The following is a 16274-nucleotide window of genomic DNA, read 5'->3' as shown; positions in this document are numbered from 1 at the left end:
GGATCGGGACGTGACGTTCCGTGGCTGGCCCAGTGAGGCCCTCGAGTTCTACGAGGGGCTCGTCGCCGACAACTCCAAGACGTACTGGACCGCGCACCTGCCCTTCTACGAGGAGCAGGTGCGCGGGCCCATGCACGAGCTGCTGGCCGAGCTCGAACCCGAGTTCGGTCCGGGCAAGATCTTCCGGCCCTACCGGGACGTGCGCTTCAGCAAGGACAAGTCGCCGTACAAGACGCACCTCGGGGCCTGGCTCGACGCCGGTGGTTACATCCAGCTCTCCTCGGACGGGCTCGCCGCGGGTTCGGGGATGTACCACATGGACGGCGGCCAGTTGGAGCGCTACCGCCGGGCGGTGGCCGACGACAAGACCGGCGAGGAGCTGACCGCGATCATCGCTTCGGTCGGGAACGGGCCGATCGCCGTACGGGGAAACGGGTCTCTGAAAACGGCGCCGCGGGGCTATGCCAAGGACCACCCGCGCGTGGACCTGCTGCGTCACAAGGGACTGATCGCGTGGCGGGAGTGGGAACCGGCCGCGTGGCTCGGAACCGCCCGAGCCCGCACACGGATCGTCGAGTTCCTGCGCGCGAGCCGTCCCCTCAAGGACTGGCTCGACGTCCACGTGGGACGATCCTGATCATGGCGCTGCAACCGGACGAGTTCTATCAGCATGCCCTGACGGCCACCGACGACGAGCAGCGGCTGCCCCTGGCCCGGATGACCATGTGGGAGATCAGCCCCTTCGAGTCGGAGACGCTGGTGGTGTCGCGGTTGCGCCCGCCCGTGCTGCCCGAACCGCCGCGCCACGGTGAGGATCCGGCCGACTGCGGTTCCTGCACCCGGCGCGACGAGGGGATCTGGCTCGACGACCACTGGCGGCTGAGCCGCATGGAGAAGGCGGGCGTGCCGCTGCTCCTCATGCTGCATCCCCGCGAGCACCACGACCTGGCCGACCTGCCCGACGAGCGGGCGGCCGAACTCGGCGTCCTGACCCGGCATCTGGCCCGGCACATCGAGGCCCTTCCCGGCATCACCCGGGCCCACGTCTCCCGGTTCGGCGACGGCGGCGCCCATCTGCACATCTGGTTCTTCGCCCGGCCGCAGGGCCAGAGCCAGCTGTACGGGTCGTGGCTGCCGGTCTGGGACGACCTGCTCCCGGAATACCCGGAGGACGTGGCCGCCGCCGACGCCGGGATCGTGGCCGGCGAGCTGGTCCGGTCATACGGGGGCCGGCGCGGGTAGGTGCACCTCGGGGCGGCCCTCGATGTGCAGTTCCGGCAGGAGGCGGCGCAGACCGCGCGGCATCCACCAGTTGAAGCGGCCCAGGATGTGCATGGCGGCCGGCACCAGCACGAGGCGGATCACGGTGGAGTCGAGCAGGATGGCCGCGGCCATGCCGATCCCGATGACCTTGAGGATGATCTCGGGGCTGGCCACGAACGCGGCGAACACCGCGATCATGATGGCGGCCGCGGCACTGATCACCCGGGCTGTGCCGGCCAGCCCGTCGGTGACCGCGCGGTGGTTGTCGCCGGTCCGCGTCCACACCTCGCGCATGCGGCTGACCAGGAACACCTCGTAGTCCATGGACAGCCCGAACAGCACGGCGAACATCAGCACCGGGATGAACGGTGGCAGCGGGGTCGCGGTGTCGATGCCGATCAGCTGCCCGGCCCAGCCGCCTTGGAGGACCAGACCCACGACCCCGTACGCGGCGGCGACCGACAACAGGTTGAGCAACGCCGCCTTGACCGCGACCGCGATGCTGCGGAAGCCGATCAGGAGCAGCAGCATCGACAGCGTCACCACTCCCGCGATCAGGTACGGGATACGACCGGCCAGATCGTCGGTGCTGTCCAGCGACGTGGCCGTGACCCCGCCGACGTGCGCGGTCAGACCACCCGCGGCCGGGATCACGTCGTCACGCAACGCGGTCACCAGGTCGGCCGTCTTCTCGTCCTGCGGACCGCCCACCGGCACCACGGTCAGCACCGCCGTGTCGCCGGCCGCGTTGAGCTGGGGCGGCGAGACCGAGGCGACACCATCCGTTGCGGCGACGGCGGCCCGGAGCCGATCGAGCGCCTCGGCGTCGCCGGCCGCGGGGAGTTCCGCCGCCAGCAGCAGGGGCCCGTTCGCGCCGGGCCCGAACCCGTCGGCGGCCAGGTCGTAGGCCTGCCGGGAGACCGTACCGGCCGGGTTGTTGCCGGGGTCCGGAAAGCCGAACCGGACGTCCAGAAACGGCGCGGCCACGGCCATCAGCACGGCGACCCCGCCGCCGAGGGCGAGGAAGCGGTGCCGTTCGACGAACCGGCTCCACCGCAGCCAGAACGATCCGGTACCGGGTTCGCGGCGCCGGCCGAGCGGCAGCCGGAGCCGGTCGACGTGCCGGCCCAGATAGCCGAGCAGCGCCGGGAACAGGGTGACGCTCGCCATCAGCGTGACCAGCACGGCGGTGATCGTGACGAGGGCGGCCCCGCGCATGTAGGGCACCCCCATCGCGAACAGGCCGAGCATGCTGACCACGACGGTGCTCCCGGCGACGACCACCGAGCGCCCGGCGGTGTCCAGGGTGGCCACGGTCGCCGCCTCGGGTTCCAGGCCGGCCGTCCGCCACTCGCGGAACCGGGTGACCATCAGCAGCACGTAGTCCAGCCCGATGCCGATGGCCATCATCGTGGCCAGCGACGTCGACCACTCGGGAGCGTCCGCGAGCAGGATGACCAGCCCGGTCAGGGCGGTGCTGACGGCGAGCCCGGCCACCGCGACCAGGATCGGCAGCCCGGCCGCGACCACCGAGCCGAACGTGAGCAGCAGGATCACCGCGGCCGCGGCGAGGCCGAGCCCCTCCGAGCCGATCGCGCCCTGCTCGGCGGCGGCGATCGACTGGCCGCCCAGCGCGACCTGAAGGCCACCGGTGGAGTGTTCCTCGGCCAGGTCGATCATCTGGCGGCTGTCGGTCACCGGCATCTCGGCCGGGTTGGCGACATCCAGGCGGGCGTACGCGATGAGGGTGCGCCCGTCCGGGGAGATCGCTCCGGGCCGTCCGTACGGGTCGTCGACGCCCGCCACGTGCGGAACCGCGCGTAGTTCGCCCAGCAGGGCTCCGACATCGGACCGGACGCTGTCGACACCCGAGCCGGCGTGCACCACGACCGTCACCGACGCGGTCGACTGGTCGGGGAAACGCTTCTCGAGCAGGCTCTGCGCGGCCTGGGAGTCGGAACCGGCGACCGAGTAGTCGGCGGTGAAGTCGCCGGCGAAGGCCAGCGCGAAACCGGACGTGGTGAGCAGGGCGGCCAGCCACAGCAGCACGACCGTGCCGCGGCGGCGGAAGGCGAGCCGGCCCAGCCGGCCCAAAGGTCCTACGGAAGGCATGGTTGTTCTCCTCGGAAAAGGCGTGCGGAATCGCCCGGCCGTTTCCCGGAGGAGGTCAGGTGCGCTTGCCGGCTCGCAGGATCAGCGGCAGCGACTCCACCGGCGGCGGGGGCGCGGGCAGGTCCGGCCTGCCGGTGGCGCGCAGACCGTCGAGCATCAAAGTCAGGTAGCGGCGCCACAGGTCGGGCGCGATCGTGCGGCTCATCTCGAAGGCGGGGCCGAGCATCGCGAAGATGGCCGGGATGTCCTGCGCGGCGGCGTCGGGGCGGAGCACCCCGGCCGCGTGCGCCCGGTCGAACAGCTCGCTGACCGCGGTGATGATGCCGGGCCAGATGCGAGCCTGCGCCTCGTCGTCGCCCAGGCCGGTCAGGGCCTCGTAGAGACCCCGGTCGCGGGCCTGGCGTTCCGCGTTGCGCTGGAAGAAGTCGACCAGCCCGAGCCACGGGTCGTCGATCTCGAGAGCGGCGCGGGCGTCGATGGCGATCTGCTCGGTCGCCCCGGTCAGAACCTCGGCCGCGAGGGCCTGCTTGTTGGGAAAATGCCGGTACGCCGTGCCGGTGCCCAGCCCCGCGTGGCGCGCGACGTCGTCGAGCGTCGCCTCGAAGCCGCGGGCGGCGAACACCTCGCGGGCCGCTTCGACCAGGCGGGCGCGGTTGCGGACCGAATCCCTGCGTATCCCTGTCATCCCGCGGTCATGATAAGGCTCCTCGCGCAGTCGACGACGGTAGCGGTGGCCGGGCGTGGCTTCCCGCCAGCACGCGGGCGGCCTTCTCGACGCGGTGCCGGCTGCGGCGCCCCAGCGAGACGGTGATCGCCTGCAGGGAGGTGTCGATCGACCACCATTCTGGCTCCTCAAAGATGCGGAGATTGCTTCTCCGTTTCGTCGAGCCTAGCACTAAACGGAGATCGTGTCTCCGTCTTGTCGGCTCATCCCGCGGCCACGGGGCGGCGGCAGTGGTAGACCAGGGCCGGCGGCAGGTTGGCCCACACCGTGCGGCCGATCACGACCTCGTCGAAGAGCGAGCGCAACGACCCCAGCAGGCGGCGGGCCGGAGGCGCCCAGCGGGCATGCACGTACGCGAAGGTCGTGAAGGCCCCGCCCGGCGCCAGCGAGCCGGCCACGGCCGAAAGCACGTCGCCCTGGCGGCTGGGGGAGAACGCGGCCCAGGGGAGACCGCTGACCACCACGTCGGCCGGCTCCCCGAGCAGGCTCGGCAGATCGGCGGCGTCGCCCTGCACGACCTCGACGCCGGGGTGCGCGAGCTGCAGACGGGCCGCGAACCGCGGATTGATCTCGACCGCGAGGTGCCGCCCACGCCCGGCGAGCCGCCGCTGGACGGCCACGGTGAACGAGCCCGTGCCCGGCCCGAGCTCGGCGACCACGGGCGCGCCGGTGCGGGGGATGGGCGCCGTCATCACCTCGGAGAGCGAACGGCCGCTGGGCGCCACCGCGCCGACGACCAGGGGACTACGGGCGAACTCCACGAGAAACGACATGATCGCGACGGTAGGGCCGCGACCGGCTGGATGATCTCGTGCGGGCAGGCGCTCCGGCGGCCAGAAGGAGGAGGCGGGGTGGCCGGTGGCAGGGGCGGGCGGATGCTCCGCCGGACGTATCGTGACCTTCGTGAGAGTCCGCTTCGAGGTCGGCATCGTCGTGGTCGCGGCCCTGGTGGGCGCGGTCACGATCATCCTCGGCGTGCCCGGCGAGCGATCGGTCGAGCAGTGGGTGCTGGTCGAGGCGTCCGCGGTCGCGCTGATGCTGATCGGGCGGGCGCCGCTGCTGCTGCTCGCCGTCGAGCTCGTGCTCACCGTCGTGTCCGACTTCGTCATCCCGTACGGGAGTCATGTCGCCCCGCTCGCGGCCGGCCTCGCCCTCGGCGCTGTCGCCTACCGCTACTCCGGCCCGGTGATCACCGGCGCGTTCGTCGCCACCTTCGCGGCCGTGCTGTTCACCGTCATCCGCAACGACCACGAGCTGCTGGCGGGAGCCAACGGCGTGGTCCGGCTGCTGTCGCTGGCGGCGGCGGTGGGTGCGCCGGTCGCGTTCGGCTGCTACCTGGCCGGGCTGCGCCGGTCGAAGGCCGAGGCCGAGGAGCGCGCCCGGGCCGAGCGCGAGTCGAGCCGCCTGGCCGAACGCGCCCGCATCAGCAACGACGTGCACGACCTGGTCGCCCACCACGTGTCCGCGATCGCGATGCGGGCCGGATCCGCCCGCTACGCGGCCCGGCTGGGTGCCGCGCCCGAGGGCGAGCGGCTGGAGGAGGCGGCGGTCGCCCTCGACGCCATCCACACCAGTGCCGGTCAGGCGCTCGTCGACCTGCGGGGCATGCTGCACGTGCTGCGCGACCCGGCCGGCGCCGACCTGCTGCTCGACCCGGAACAGATGATCGCCGACGCCGTGGAGCGCAGCCGGGCGGCCGGTCTCGAAGTGCGGTCACAGGTCGACGCGGGGACGGCCACGGCGCCGCTGGCGGTGCGGGTGACGGCGGCCCGGGTCGTGCAGGAGGCGCTGACCAACGCGCTGAAGCACGCCGGCCCCGGGTCGGACGTCACCGTGCGTCTCGAACGAGGGGAGACCGCTTTGGGGGTCATCATCAGTAACACCCTGTCCGATATTTCGGACATTGGGCTACCCGCTTCCGGGCATGGCCTGGCCGGCATGCGGGAGCGGGTCGAGATCCTCGGTGGCACGCTGACGGCCGGCCCCGATCGAGGTGGCTGGACCGTCGACGCCACCCTCCCGCTGGCCGCATCTGGCGCCGGTCTTCCGCCGGCCGCGTCATGATCCGGGTGGCAGTTCTCGCCGGCCGTGTCGTGAACCCGATGGCAGTTGTCGGCGGCCGTAGCGTGACCCGGGTGGCTGACGCCGGTTGTGCGGCGGTGGCGTCGTGATCCGGGTGCTGGTCGTCGACGATCAGGAGCTTGTCCGGGCCGGGGTCACGCTGCTGCTGCGGACGGCGGGGGAGGACGTGGTGGGCGAGGCGGCCGACGGGCACGAGGCCGTCCGCCTGGCCGAGCGCCTGCGGCCCGACGTGATCCTGATGGACCTGCGCATGCCCCGCGTCGACGGCATCGAGGCGACCCGCCGCATCCTGGCCACCCTGCCCGGCACCCACGTCGTCATGCTCACCACGTTCGGTGAGGACGCCGAGGTGTACGGCGCGTTGCGGGCCGGAGCCGTGGGCTACCTGCTCAAGGACGGTGCGCCGGAAGCCATGATCGACGCCGTACGCCGGGCCGCGCGCGGTGAACCCCTGCTGGCCCCGGCCGTGCTCTCCCGGGTGGTCGCGCGCGCCCTCGACGCCCACCGCGAGGACGCCCAGCCCGGCGAACTGGCCGCCCTCACTCCCCGTGAGCGCGAGGTGCTGGCCCTGGTCGGCGCCGGCCAGTCCAACGCCGAGATCGGCGAGACGCTGCACCTGGGCGTGACCACGGTCAAGTCGCACGTCGCCGCGGTCACCGAGAAGCTGGGGCTGCGCAACCGCGTCCAGGCCGCGGTCATGGCCCATCGGCTCGGCCTCATCGATGACGACTTCCGGCCCGTACGCGCACCGGGCGCCGACAGCTAGGCCACAGCCACCGGACAGCGGGGCTACTTAGCGTCACCGTGCTGTCGAAAAAGGAGGGCTTCGTGGCCGAGCCGCGCGCCCGGGACCGGTACTTCGATCTGCTCCGTGTCGTGGCGATCATCCGGGTCTCGGTGTTCCACATGTTCCCGTACGCGCTGCTCGAGCTCGCGTTCCCGTCCATGGGCGTGATGTTCGCGCTCGCCGGTTCGCTGATGGCCGGTTCGCTCGCCCGGTCGGCCACACCCCGGGTCCTGTACGGGCGTGTCCGTCGCCTGCTGCCGGCGTACTGGGTTCTGGCCGCGATCGTCGTGCCCGTCATGCTTCTTGAAGGGTGGGACGACCGGCCCGCACTGTGGCGCATGCTGGCGTGGATCGTCCCGTTCACCGACCCGCCGTACAACGCCCTGGGCGAACAGGCGGGCGAGGTGTTGTGGTACCTGGTGACGTACTTCTGGCTGGTTCTGCTCTCGCCCCTGATGCTGTGGCTCTATCGCCGGGCCCGACCCGCCGCGATCCTGCTGCCCTTGGCGCTGCTGGTGTTCCACCATTCCGACCTGCTGATGTACGCGCCGTGCTGGATCCTCGGCTTCGCCCACCGCGACGGTTCGCTGCGCCGCGTGCCGGCCTGGCTGGTCACGCTGCTCGCGGTGGGCTGCGTCGGCGGCGGTCTCGCCTACGCCCACGTCACCTCCACCACGTTGCCGGACACCTTCATCCCGTACGCGGTCTATCAGCTCGGTTTTGTCCTGGTGTTGCTGCGCGGGCGCCCGAGTGTGCCCGCCTCCCGCTGGGTCAGCCTGGTCAACGCCCGGGCCGTCACGATCTACTTGTGGAACAACGTGGCGATCGCGCTGTGCTTCCCGGTCGGCGACGTGTTCGAGGCCTGGCGTCTGGGTCAGGCCGGCTATGCCCTGATCGCGCTGGCCCTGCTCGCCAACGCGGTGCTGCTCTTCGGCTGGGTCGAGGACGTCGCCGCGAGACGCCGCCCCCGTTTCCTGCCGTGGCCGTCATTCCAGTCCGATCGCCTGGCCCACGCCCTGCGGTGACGGACGGTGCCCGTCTATCTGGCCCACGCCCTGCGGTGACAGGCGGTGCCCGTCGCGCCAGTCCGGTCGCCTGCAGTGACGGACCGTGGCCGTCACTCCAGCCCGATCGTCTCGCCCACGCCCGGCGGTGTCGGATAGGGCCGTTCCACCGGAAGCAGTGCCCGCGCCGCCTCTTCGTCCCCCGCCAGCAGATGCCGGTGCGCGTCCGTGGCCAGCCCGGTCACCTCGGTGATGCCGACGATCCACTCGTCCACGTACTTGTCGGCCGCCGCCCCCGAGAGCCCGAGCTGCAACGACCGGTAGGGCAGCGGCTGCAGCCGTACCGACCGCTCCGGATCCCACTGCACCCGCACCGGCGTGGCCTTGGCCGCAGCCGCCCACGTCCGGCGGTCGCCGTGCAGGTCGGGCACATAGTGGCTGAGGCAGGCCCGAGCCAGCGCCCACTCGAATCCGTCCCGCCGGATCGACACGGCGAGGACCCGTTCCTGGCCCGGCTTGGTGGCCCAGCCGCAGCGGTACATCATCCACAGAAACGACGGTTTGACCCAGGTCATGCGGCCGCGCTTGAACGGCGGCACAAACCGCCCGGCCGCCACTGCAGGCCCCGCGATAGCCGGCGAGTAGGCCTGATAGACCGTGACGGTCTCCCGGTCGTACACGGCCCGGATCTGCCGGTAGGGAACGTCTGACATCGCACCATGATCGCGCGGCTCCGGACGCCCGTTCCAGCGCTTTTTCCGGCTGCGAGGGCCCGATCGGGAAAACCTGCGAATTGACCGAATCCGCAGGCGCCCAGGCGTATCGTCGGCGCTTGCGGAAACCGGGGCGAATTTGTCCCTTTTGGACCCTCCGGCTACACCGTGATCAATTTCGCAGGCGAACAACGGAGGATAGTGGTGGCAGACAATGAGACGCGTCCTATCAGCAGGATGACGCTCTCACCGGCTGACGGAGCGGCTGTTCGCACGCTCTCTCATCGAGTGGTGGCCCGAGTTCTCCGACGGTCGGCCGGAGGCCAGGCTCCGTCAGATCGCCTTGTTGTCGCAGGAGTTGCCGGTCGCGCTCCGGCGCACGCTGGTCGACTTCCGCCTGTCCGGTGACGGTGGTCTATTGCTGGCTGGGCTGCCGATCGTTGATGCCGATCTCGGTGCCAGCCCACCGGTCATGTCAGCGCCGCCCCGGAATGGCGAGCTCGCTCGGGCGGATGCGATGTTGCTGCTCATCGCCTCATTTCTTGGATACCCGGTCTCGCAGGCCGGCGTAGACGATGGGCATCTGGTCCGTCACGTGAGTCCGTTGCCAGGCCACGAAAACACCCAGCTCGGATCCAGCTCGGCGGGTGAACTGATGTGGCACAACGAGGACGCGTATCACCCGCTCCGTCCCGACTGGATTTGTCTTCTCTGCCTTCGTAACCCGGACGGGACGGCGACCAGCTTCGCGCGCATCGACGACATCCCGATCGACGATTCCACGCGTTCCCTGCTGGCGCGGCCGTTGTTCCGGATCGAACCCGATTCGTCCAACACGGCCAGCTCGACCGCCGCGGAACCCCCGGCCGTCGCCGTCCTGACCGGAGACCCATCCCGCCCGTTCGTCCGGCTGGATCCCGCGTTCATGTTTCGGGCATCCGGAGGCGGCGACGAGGCCGCCGCTGCGCTGGAAGAGGTGATCAAAGCGGTCGACCAGCGGTTGCAGGATGTGTCGGTGGCCCCGGGCGAAATCCTGATCATCGACAATCTGCGGGCCGTCCACGGTCGGCGCCCGTTCAGCGCGCGCTATGACGGCCACGATCGGTGGCTGCGCATCGTGAATGTGGCGGCCGACCTACGACGGTCCGAGGGGTTCCGAACCGGCGATCACGGCCGGGCCGTCGTCGCCGAGATCGAGCTGGACACTCGGTAGTGGATTCGCCCACAGCTCCTCGAATCGTTCGATGCGGTGCCGGGTGAACTCCTGGTTGAGCACCAGCCGTGTGGTGAGTCGTGCCGGAGCGCCGGGCGCTTCCTGTCGTGTGACCGGCGTAGTGACGTAGCAGATCTGCTCGTCGAAGATGACGAAGTCGGAGAACCCGCCGTCCTGTGCCGCTTCGCTGTCGCTGCTCACCCGCACGGATATACCGGCATTGCGCTGCATCGCCAGGATGCGGCGTAGCTCCGGATTGGTCATGAGCGTCGGCGACTCGATGATGAAGATGCGCCGGATGGTCACGCCCCGGCGCGCGGCGGCCCGCTGGAGGTCGAGGTACCGGGCGCCGAGGTCACTGAACCAGAATCCCGCCTCGAAGCTGACCTTGTCGGCGTTGACTGTTGCCCAGCTGACGGCGAGCAGGGAACCGGTCGTTCCGCGGGTGAGGGCGAGCAGATATTCCCGGTCCTCGCCGTCGTAGAAGAGCTCATGCCCGTCCGAGAGCGCCTGCAAAGTCTCGGCCAGGCGCCTCATCTCGCTCTCGGCCAGGAACTGCACGAGCGGGGGCGCCGCCGGCGTGATGTGCCCCGAGCGGCGGATCACCTGTTTGAGCAGCTCGCGCCGCCCGGCCGACTGGTCGATCTCGGTCATCAGCTCGGTCGCCTCGTCGACGCTCTCGAAACCGTGCTGGATGAAGCCGCGCAGGTTCCGGATCTCCTCGCCCCGCAGCCGGTCGGTCTCGTGGGAGCGGCGTTCCAGGTCGGCCAGATATTGCACCAGCAGCGTGACGCCGCCGATCAGGATCGTCACGATCAGCTGTTCGGCCACGCTGACGTCCAGGGCCTTCTCGAACAGCCCGGTCACGCTGAAACTCAGCAACCCGGCCAGCAGGGTCCAGCCGATCTTGCCCAGGAGATTTGTGCCGCGGCTCATCCGGTCCCACCCCCGACCCGATGGTAGCCAATCCGGCACTCAGGGTCATCGATCGATCACCCGGGGTGAGGTCAGTGCACGTCGTGGCCGTACCGGCGGGCCAGCGACTCCAGGTCGGGCTCTCCGTAGCGGGCCACCAGCTCGGCGAACCGCTCCGCCTTCCGCGGCCCGAAACGGCCGACCGAGCGCGTGTACGACTCGATGGTCACGAAGCGGGGCGGCGTCGACTTGCTGTGGAACTTGTCCGCGTACATGACCAGGGTCTCCGACGGCGTCTCGTCGAGGTAGTCCTCGGGCGGCAGCGGCAGGGACTGCGCCAGCACGTCGTCGCGGGTCAAGCCCACGCCCGTGTGGTGGGAGCAGAAACGGGCCAGAACCTCGGGCAGATCCACCGAGCGCAGCAGCTCGTGACCCAGCACGCCGTGGCGGATGTAGGCCTCGCCCGGCTGCAGGCGATAGACGCCGATGTCGTGCAGCAGGGCCCCCGCCCGTACGAGATCGGGGTCGGCCTCGGGCGCCGGGAACTGGGCCGTCAGGTCGCGCACGATCGTGCAGTGGGTCCACACCAGATCGAACGCCTCGGGGCTGGGCGCGAACCGCTCGTGCAGGGCACGGATCTCGTCGTCGGTCGGCAGATCCATGACGTCAGCGGGCGGCCGGGTGGAAACCGAACGGCAGCTCCAGGCGGTGCGCGCGCAGCAGCGGCTCGTCGCCCAGCAGGTCGGGTGTCGGGCCGTCGGCGACGATCCGGCCCGCATCCATGATGACCGAGCGTGGGCACAGCTGGAGGGCGTACGGGAGATCGTGGGTCACCATGAGCACGGTGACCGGCAGCGGCTCGAGGATCTCGGCCAGCTCGCGGCGGCTGGCCGGGTCGAGGTTGGAGGACGGCTCGTCGAGCACGAGGATCTCGGGCCGCATCGCGAGCACGGTGGCCACCGCGACGCGCCGGCGCTGGCCGAACGACAGGTGGTGCGGCACCTGGTCGCGGTGCTCGCTCATGCCGACCGCGGCCAGGGCCTCGTCGACGCGGGTGGTGAGCTCGTCACCCCGTACGCCCAGATTCTGGGGTCCGAACGCCACGTCCTCGGCCACCGTCGGCATGAAGAGCTGGTCGTCCGGGTCCTGGAAGACGATGCCGACGCGACGGCGGATCTCGGCCAGGGCGGCCCGGTCGGACGGGTTCACGCGGGCGCCCGCCACCTCGATCGTGCCCGGCCCGCCGTGCAGGATGCCGTTGAGGTGCAGCACCAGCGTCGTCTTGCCGGCGCCGTTGGGTCCGAGCAGCGCGACCCTCTCGCCCGCGGCCAGGGTGAGGTTGATGCCGTGCAGCACCGGCGTGCCGTCCGGATAGGCGAAGTGCAGCCCCTCGACGCGTAGGCCGTCGCTCATGTCGTCCTCATCCCCATAGTGCGGCCAGCGCGATGCCGGCCGTGGCGACCGGAAGCGCCGACGCCGCCAGCCACTGCCCGGCCGGCGCCCGGCCCGACTCCGGCTGGGGGAGCCGTCCCGCATACCCCCGCGACACCATAGCCAGATAGACGCGCTCGCCCCGCTCGTACGCCCGCAGGAACAACGCCCCCACGCTCACCGCGAACGCTTTGACCTGCCACAGGAACCGCGGGTCGTACCCCCGGGACAGCCGCGCGATCCGCATCCGGCGGGCGTCGTCGGCCAGCACGTCCAGGTAGCGCAGCATGAACGTCGCGATCTGGGTGAACACGGTCGGGCAGCGCAGCCGGTCCAGCCCCAGGATCAGGTCACGCATCGTGGTCGAAGCCGCCAGGAGCAGCGACGCCAGCACACCCAGGGTGCCCTTGGCGAAGATGTTCCACGCGCCGTGCAGGCCGTCCACCGACAGCGACAGCCCGAACCAGTCGATGCGCTCACCCCGCCCGGCGAACGGCAACGCGATCGCCAGCAGCACGAACGGCAGCTCGATGGTGGCGCGCTTGGCCAGCCACAGAGCCGGGACGCGGGCCACCACGGCCACCACGGCCAGCAACAGGGCGTAACCGCCGAACGCCCAGAACTTCTCGCGGGGAGTCACCACCACGATGATCGTGAACAGCAGAACGGCGGCGATCTTCACCTCCGGGGCCAGCCGGTGCACCGGGCTCGCTGTCGCCAGATGCAGCGGGTGGGCGTGCCCGGCGCCCATCAGGCTTCCGATTTGTCGCGCCGCCGGGCCATCCAGAACAGCCCCGCCCCGACGCCGAACGTGATCAGGACACCCGCTGTGCCGGCCAGGAAGGTGGAGAGGAAGCTGTTCCCGACCCCGCGGATCCCGTAGTCGGCGAGGGGCGAATCACTCATCTGGTGCTCGCCCTCCTCCTGCGCGATGCAGTGCCCGCCGGTGATCTCACCCTCGGCGTTGAACGTGCATCCCTCGCGGGCCGTGGCGTCCAGCCCGTCCGGGCTCGACGACGCGAAGTTGCTCACCACACCCGCCAGCAGCAGGGCCACGAGCAGCCCGCCGGCCAGGAACCAGCCCAGTTTGCGGCTCATGCCGTGACCTCCTGCTCAACTACGGCCGGCTTACGGAAGTGCCGGAGGGCGTACACCAGATCGGGCCGGACCCGCGCCACCGTGGCGACCGTGGTCGCCGCGATCAGCCCCTCACCGATGCCGATCAGCACGTGCACACCGGCCATCGTGCCCGACACCCACGGCAGCGACAGATCGGTGGTGCCACCCAGCGCGTACTCGAGCACAAACCCCTGCGACGCCACGACCACGCTGACGACCGAGGCGATGAAGGCCGTCACGGCCAGCCCCTTGGCGTTGCGCGGCAGAACCCGCAGCAGACCCGCCACCAGCAGATATCCCGCCGCCGTCCCCAGCAGCGCCATGTTCGTGATGTTGAGACCGATCGCCGTGAGGCCACCGTCCGCGAACAGCAGGCACTGCACGATCAGCACGGTCGACACGCAGATCGCGCCCACCCACGGCCCGACCAGGATCACCGCGAGCGTGCCGCCCAGCAGGTGCCCCGACACGCCCGGCAGCACCTGGAAGTTCAGCATCTGGACCGCGAAGATGAAGGCCGCCACCAGCCCCGCCATCGGCGCCAGCCGTTCGTCCAGGTCGTTGCGGGCCTTGCGCACACAGACGGCCAGAGCCGCCACCGCGAGCACCGCGAACACCGCCGACACAGGCCCATCCACGATCCCGTTGGCGATGTGCATCGCCGTCGTCTCCATGACGCCTCCCGGCCGAACCTCTGAGGGTGATCCCACTGTTGCAAAGTCTTGGCAATTGATGCCCACTTTGCAACTGGTAGTTCGACGCATCACTCCCTACGGATGGCCGAAACCCAGAAAGTTCACATCCCACCCCAGAGCGCGCGCACCTCAGCGCGGGCCGGGTAGTCGTCGTCGATGTCGTGGCGGGGTGAGTTCCGTGCGGACGGGCGAATCAAAAAGTTCAACTTCGATGTCGTAGCGGGGTGGTGGGTGCAGACCGTCGCTCACGCCGAGGGCCCGGGCGGGCTTCGCTGGCCGCTGCGCGTCCAGAACGCGAAACCCACCCGGGCGACCTGAGTAAATAGTTGCGCCCAACCCCGAACCCGACGCGCAGCCGCCCACCCGGCCATCGACTCACGCGGGGTCCGCTCGTCGGCGCATGCGCGTTTGCGCCCTGCTCGTTCGCTCATTGCGCTGTGCTCGTTTGCACTCTGTTCGTTCGCTCATTGGGCTGTGCTCGTTTGCGCCGTGTTCGTTCGCTCATTGGGCTGTGCTCGTTTGCGCCCTGTTCGTTCGCTCAATGCGCGGTGCTTGTTTGCGCAGTGAGCGTTCGTGGCGTTCGTTTGCTCGCTGCGCGGTTTGGTTCGTGCGGTGTTCGTTTGTGCGGTGGTGGCTCGCTCGGGTGGATCCGATGGGCGAGCATGTCATGGTGGCGGGTGCCAGACTGCTCGGCGTTGGTCTGTTCGGGTTGCCGGGGTCTGTCTCTACGCCGGCTGGATCAGGGCGGCCAGGATCATCTGCTGTGCGGTGCTGACCGTGGCAGTGAAGGCGGCCGGGTCGCGGCCGATGCGTTCGGCGCCCGCGCGCATGACTCCGGAGAGCAGTTCGACCGTTAGCTGCACGTCGCCGGTGTCTGTGAACTCGCCGCGGGCGATGCCGTCGTGGACCACGTTCTCGACCTCGGTCACGATCGTGTTGAACGGGTTGTCCGGGCCTTTGGGGACCTCGGCCACGAGCGGCGCGGAACCCGGGCGGAACATCGGCTGCAGGGCCTGGTCCGTCGAAGCCTCCAGGAACGCCGCGATGATCTCTCGCATGCGATCCGCGGCGGGTTCCTCCGTGCGGGCCGCGATCTCGGCAACACGCGCGAGCGCGGGGCGGCTGGCCCGTTCGGTCAGCGCCCGGACCAGAGCGCTTTTGTCGCGGGCGTAGTTGTAGAGCGTGTTCCGGGCCATCCCGGCCCGCGCCGCGATGTGGCCCATGTTGATCGAGTCATAGTCACGCTCGAGCAGTAGTTCCCGCATCGCCCCGGCCAGGTCGTCCCACACCATCTCGTGGTGTTCCTCGATGCTGGCTCCCCGAATCCGCGGCACCCGCCAATCCTCCCTCACAACGTCGTCCCCCCGAGCCCCGCCGGGCCGCGCGCCCGTTCGTTGCGTGACGCGAGGCCGCGTCGCCGCTCGTCGCGCCACTATCTGATAGGCGTGCGCGACGAGGCCGCGTCGCTGCTCGTCGCGCCACTATTTGACAGGCATGCGCGACGGTTGGTCGAGTCAGGCGCTTGGTGACGCATTCGATGCGCCGGACGTGGTTTGTGCGGTGGTTCGTTGCGTCCGGACCGTTCCGAACGGTGATTCGTCGCGTCAGCGACCGTGCTGTCAGCTTCCGGCCGTGGCGACGGCTGCGAGGTGCGGGTTCTCCTGGTGGGTCGCGGTCAGTTTGACCTCGGTGAGGCGCCAGCCGTCGGCCGTGCGGACGGCCACGTTGTCGTAGAAGCCGGCCACCAGCCAGCGGTCGGGGCCGTCGCCGGCCACGTCGGCCGGGAGCCAGTGCTCCGCCCGTACGTGGGCGTGGATCTCTGCCGTGTCGCCCTTGATCGTGATGACGTGGCCCGTGATGGCGTGGTGCGTGGCCAGGAACGGATCGAACGACGACCGCAGGATCTCGATGTAGGCGTCGAGCGGCACGGTCATCGGGGGAATGGCGGCGACCGACTCGAAGTCGAGCGTCAGCGGGTCGGTGAAGACCCGGGCGGGCAGCGAGGTGAACTCCTTCAGGTCGGCGATGTTCGCGTACCGGCTGAGCAGTTCGATGAGCTCGGCACGATCAACCAGCTCTTGCATGGCAGGCCTCTTCCCATTTAAGCGACTATGTGTCGCAAAGATTACGACGAACTGTCGCGTAAAACAAGCGCGCCTGGTGTGGGCGACCCCGCCGCGGGCCGGTGCGCCCGCCCGATCAACGCGTTCCGCCCG

The 16274-nt window shown here is 70.2% G+C and carries 18 protein-coding genes; 6 read left to right on the top strand and 12 right to left on the bottom strand.

Annotated features, from left to right (window positions below):
* Window positions 1-10: 10 nt before the first annotated feature.
* On the top strand, window positions 11-637 hold the full coding sequence (locus tag JIG36_RS30235; RefSeq protein WP_307872966.1) for a DUF2461 domain-containing protein: 627 nt from the start codon (window positions 11-13) through the stop codon (window positions 635-637).
* Window positions 638-639: 2 nt separating this feature from the next.
* The gene (locus JIG36_RS30230; protein ID WP_203379786.1) at window positions 640-1242 is read left to right on the top strand and encodes an HIT family protein; all 603 of its coding nucleotides are present in this window, start codon (window positions 640-642) and stop codon (window positions 1240-1242) included.
* On the opposite strand, the gene JIG36_RS30225 is transcribed toward JIG36_RS30230, so the two are convergent.
* The 3 genes from JIG36_RS30225 to JIG36_RS30215 all read right to left on the bottom strand — a co-directional run bounded on the left by JIG36_RS30225 (window position 1219) and on the right by JIG36_RS30215 (window position 4872).
* Window positions 1219-3375: an MMPL family transporter gene (locus JIG36_RS30225; protein ID WP_203379785.1), complete on the bottom strand. Its 2157-nt coding sequence runs from the start codon at window positions 3373-3375 to the stop codon at window positions 1219-1221. The two genes, JIG36_RS30230 and JIG36_RS30225, sit on opposite strands and share 24 nt — an antisense overlap.
* Before the next feature lie 55 nt (window positions 3376-3430).
* A complete protein-coding gene (locus JIG36_RS30220) occupies window positions 3431-4060 on the bottom strand; it encodes a TetR/AcrR family transcriptional regulator (RefSeq protein ID WP_203379784.1) in 630 nt (209 codons plus the stop codon).
* Between the two features lie 242 nt (window positions 4061-4302).
* Entirely contained in the window at window positions 4303-4872 is a 570-nt protein-coding gene (locus JIG36_RS30215; RefSeq protein WP_203379783.1) for a class I SAM-dependent methyltransferase, read from the bottom strand.
* 130 nt (window positions 4873-5002) lie between these two features.
* Here JIG36_RS30215 and JIG36_RS30210 point away from each other — a divergent pair, with 130 nt between their 5' ends.
* From JIG36_RS30210 to JIG36_RS30200, 3 genes are all read left to right on the top strand, one after another.
* Window positions 5003-6163, top strand: coding sequence for a sensor histidine kinase (locus tag JIG36_RS30210; protein ID WP_203379782.1), 1161 nt, complete (start codon window positions 5003-5005; stop codon window positions 6161-6163).
* Window positions 6164-6266: 103 nt separating this feature from the next.
* Window positions 6267-6947, top strand: coding sequence for a response regulator (locus tag JIG36_RS30205; RefSeq protein ID WP_203379781.1), 681 nt, complete (start codon window positions 6267-6269; stop codon window positions 6945-6947).
* A gap of 62 nt (window positions 6948-7009) precedes the next feature.
* A complete protein-coding gene (locus tag JIG36_RS30200; protein WP_203379780.1) occupies window positions 7010-7993 on the top strand; it encodes an acyltransferase family protein in 984 nt (327 codons plus the stop codon).
* A 92-nt stretch (window positions 7994-8085) separates the two neighbouring features.
* On the opposite strand, the gene JIG36_RS30195 is transcribed toward JIG36_RS30200, so the two are convergent.
* Window positions 8086-8685, bottom strand: a complete 600-nt coding sequence (locus JIG36_RS30195; protein WP_203379779.1) for a DUF4291 domain-containing protein — start codon at window positions 8683-8685, stop codon at window positions 8086-8088.
* A 346-nt stretch (window positions 8686-9031) separates the two neighbouring features.
* Between JIG36_RS30195 and JIG36_RS30190 the strand changes: the two genes are divergently transcribed.
* The gene (locus tag JIG36_RS30190; RefSeq protein WP_203379778.1) at window positions 9032-9898 is read left to right on the top strand and encodes a TauD/TfdA family dioxygenase; all 867 of its coding nucleotides are present in this window, start codon (window positions 9032-9034) and stop codon (window positions 9896-9898) included.
* Here JIG36_RS30190 and JIG36_RS30185 read toward each other — a convergent pair.
* The 8 genes from JIG36_RS30185 to JIG36_RS30150 form a co-directional block, all read right to left on the bottom strand.
* Window positions 9821-10834, bottom strand: a complete 1014-nt coding sequence (locus JIG36_RS30185) for a DUF6879 family protein (protein ID WP_203379777.1) — start codon at window positions 10832-10834, stop codon at window positions 9821-9823. The two genes, JIG36_RS30190 and JIG36_RS30185, sit on opposite strands and share 78 nt — an antisense overlap.
* A 71-nt stretch (window positions 10835-10905) precedes the next feature.
* The gene (locus JIG36_RS30180) at window positions 10906-11475 is read right to left on the bottom strand and encodes an HD domain-containing protein (RefSeq protein ID WP_203379776.1); all 570 of its coding nucleotides are present in this window, start codon (window positions 11473-11475) and stop codon (window positions 10906-10908) included.
* A 4-nt stretch (window positions 11476-11479) separates the two neighbouring features.
* The gene (locus JIG36_RS30175) at window positions 11480-12226 is read right to left on the bottom strand and encodes an energy-coupling factor ABC transporter ATP-binding protein (RefSeq protein ID WP_203379775.1); all 747 of its coding nucleotides are present in this window, start codon (window positions 12224-12226) and stop codon (window positions 11480-11482) included.
* Between the two features lie 7 nt (window positions 12227-12233).
* Window positions 12234-12995: a cobalt ECF transporter T component CbiQ gene (cbiQ, locus tag JIG36_RS30170; RefSeq protein ID WP_203379774.1), complete on the bottom strand. Its 762-nt coding sequence runs from the start codon at window positions 12993-12995 to the stop codon at window positions 12234-12236.
* Window positions 12995-13342 (bottom strand): PDGLE domain-containing protein, encoded by a 348-nt coding sequence (locus tag JIG36_RS30165; RefSeq protein ID WP_203379773.1) that lies wholly within the window; start codon window positions 13340-13342, stop codon window positions 12995-12997. Before JIG36_RS30165 ends, cbiQ begins: the two co-directional genes overlap by 1 nt.
* A complete protein-coding gene (locus tag JIG36_RS30160; protein WP_203379772.1) occupies window positions 13339-14037 on the bottom strand; it encodes an energy-coupling factor ABC transporter permease in 699 nt (232 codons plus the stop codon). Before JIG36_RS30160 ends, JIG36_RS30165 begins: the two co-directional genes overlap by 4 nt.
* Window positions 14038-14783: 746 nt before the next feature.
* Window positions 14784-15392: a TetR/AcrR family transcriptional regulator gene (locus JIG36_RS30155; protein WP_203379771.1), complete on the bottom strand. Its 609-nt coding sequence runs from the start codon at window positions 15390-15392 to the stop codon at window positions 14784-14786.
* Between the two features lie 285 nt (window positions 15393-15677).
* Complete coding sequence (locus JIG36_RS30150; protein WP_203379770.1) at window positions 15678-16142, bottom strand: nuclear transport factor 2 family protein; 465 nt, start codon at window positions 16140-16142, stop codon at window positions 15678-15680.
* Window positions 16143-16274 lie beyond the last annotated feature (132 nt).

It is taken from the genome of Paractinoplanes ovalisporus, assembly GCF_016834655.1.
Taxonomy (GTDB): domain Bacteria; phylum Actinomycetota; class Actinomycetes; order Mycobacteriales; family Micromonosporaceae; genus Actinoplanes; species Actinoplanes ovalisporus.
Note: the sequence above shows the minus strand (reverse complement) of the source record. Positions and strands in the feature narration are given on the sequence as shown.

What these genes read in the sequence shown, in the direction of transcription:
- JIG36_RS30230 (WP_203379786.1), top strand. Translation starts at nt 640, where the DNA reads ATGGCGCTGCAACCGGACGAGTTCTATCAGCATGCCCTGACGGCCACC.
- JIG36_RS30225 (WP_203379785.1), bottom strand. Translation starts at nt 3,375, where the DNA reads ATGCCTTCCGTAGGACCTTTGGGCCGGCTGGGCCGGCTCGCCTTCCGC.
- JIG36_RS30220 (WP_203379784.1), bottom strand. Translation starts at nt 4,060, where the DNA reads ATGACAGGGATACGCAGGGATTCGGTCCGCAACCGCGCCCGCCTGGTC.
- JIG36_RS30215 (WP_203379783.1), bottom strand. Translation starts at nt 4,872, where the DNA reads ATGTCGTTTCTCGTGGAGTTCGCCCGTAGTCCCCTGGTCGTCGGCGCG.
- JIG36_RS30195 (WP_203379779.1), bottom strand. Translation starts at nt 8,685, where the DNA reads ATGTCAGACGTTCCCTACCGGCAGATCCGGGCCGTGTACGACCGGGAG.
- JIG36_RS30185 (WP_203379777.1), bottom strand. Translation starts at nt 10,834, where the DNA reads ATGAGCCGCGGCACAAATCTCCTGGGCAAGATCGGCTGGACCCTGCTG.
- JIG36_RS30180 (WP_203379776.1), bottom strand. Translation starts at nt 11,475, where the DNA reads ATGGATCTGCCGACCGACGACGAGATCCGTGCCCTGCACGAGCGGTTC.
- JIG36_RS30175 (WP_203379775.1), bottom strand. Translation starts at nt 12,226, where the DNA reads ATGAGCGACGGCCTACGCGTCGAGGGGCTGCACTTCGCCTATCCGGAC.
- cbiQ (WP_203379774.1), bottom strand. Translation starts at nt 12,995, where the DNA reads ATGGGCGCCGGGCACGCCCACCCGCTGCATCTGGCGACAGCGAGCCCG.
- JIG36_RS30165 (WP_203379773.1), bottom strand. Translation starts at nt 13,342, where the DNA reads ATGAGCCGCAAACTGGGCTGGTTCCTGGCCGGCGGGCTGCTCGTGGCC.
- JIG36_RS30160 (WP_203379772.1), bottom strand. Translation starts at nt 14,037, where the DNA reads ATGGAGACGACGGCGATGCACATCGCCAACGGGATCGTGGATGGGCCT.
- JIG36_RS30150 (WP_203379770.1), bottom strand. Translation starts at nt 16,142, where the DNA reads ATGCAAGAGCTGGTTGATCGTGCCGAGCTCATCGAACTGCTCAGCCGG.